At 58.1% G+C, this 886-nt stretch carries 2 protein-coding genes; both read right to left on the bottom strand.

From position 1 onward, the window contains the following. Positions 1–584: TonB-dependent receptor plug domain-containing protein (locus AACY52_RS28610; RefSeq protein WP_339561110.1), on the bottom strand; the 584-nt coding region annotated here is incomplete at its 3' end. Beyond that, positions 581–886, bottom strand: a 306-nt coding sequence (locus AACY52_RS28605) for a hypothetical protein (protein WP_339561109.1), incomplete at its 5' end; no start/stop codon positions are given. The genes AACY52_RS28605 and AACY52_RS28610, both read right to left, overlap by 4 nt.

The following is an 886-nucleotide window of genomic DNA, read 5'->3' as shown; positions in this document are numbered from 1 at the left end:
ACGTTGAGCGTCAGCGTGGCGTTACGATCCTCGCGCTCACCGTAGCTCGCGCTGCCCTTGGCCGAGAATTGGCCGAGCACGGGCTTGACGGTTGTTACGGAGATCACGCCCGACGTGGCATTCTTGCCGAACAGCGTCGATTGCGGGCCGCGGAGCACTTCGATGCGCTTCAGGTTGGGCAAATCGGAAATCTGCGCGGCCGACCGCGAGCGGTACACGCCGTCGATGAATACGCCAACCGAAGGCTCGATCCCGGCATTGTTGGCACCGTTGCCAAAGCCGCGGATAATGAAGTTGGTGTTCGCCGAGCTCTGGAGCTGATTGACGCGCAGCGACGGCACGACGCTTTGCAAATCCTTCAGATCGCGAATTTGCGCTTGCTCGATCGTTGCGCCACTGGTTACCGACACTGCAACAGGCGTATCGAGCAACGTCTGCTCGCGCTTGGTTGCGGTGACGACGATGTCATCGCCATCGGGCGTGGTTTGGGGCGCAGGAGCCGGGGGAGGAGTGGTTTGCGACAGGGCGTGCGTGGCAGAAAGCATCGCCAAAGCCGACGCTGCAAGCAATTCGAACTTCTTCATGATGGCATCCCCTTGATGGTCAGCCCCAATCTCATGTCGGGTGCTGGTTTTCGAATGTACGGTTTGTGAAATAGCGTGTCGTTGAATCGCCCGTCAATGACATAATAATAGGGAAACTGCGGCATTCGCCCGCTGTGTTCAAAATAGAACAGTTTCCAGGGCGACTGGAATTCATGTTGCAGTACGGCGAAACGCATTTGCCGTAACGTCAATCGCACGGATCGGGGTAAGGGAAGATAATGAACGATAGTTCCGATGCAGGCGGCGACGGCGATCTGGTGGCCGGACCGGCGAAGATTCCG

The organism is Pseudomonas sp. EA_65y_Pfl1_P113 (assembly GCF_963970525.1).
Taxonomy (GTDB): domain Bacteria; phylum Pseudomonadota; class Gammaproteobacteria; order Pseudomonadales; family Pseudomonadaceae; genus Aquipseudomonas; species Aquipseudomonas tritici.
The sequence above is the reverse complement of the archived record's forward strand: the minus strand, read 5'-3'. Positions and strand labels throughout refer to the sequence as shown.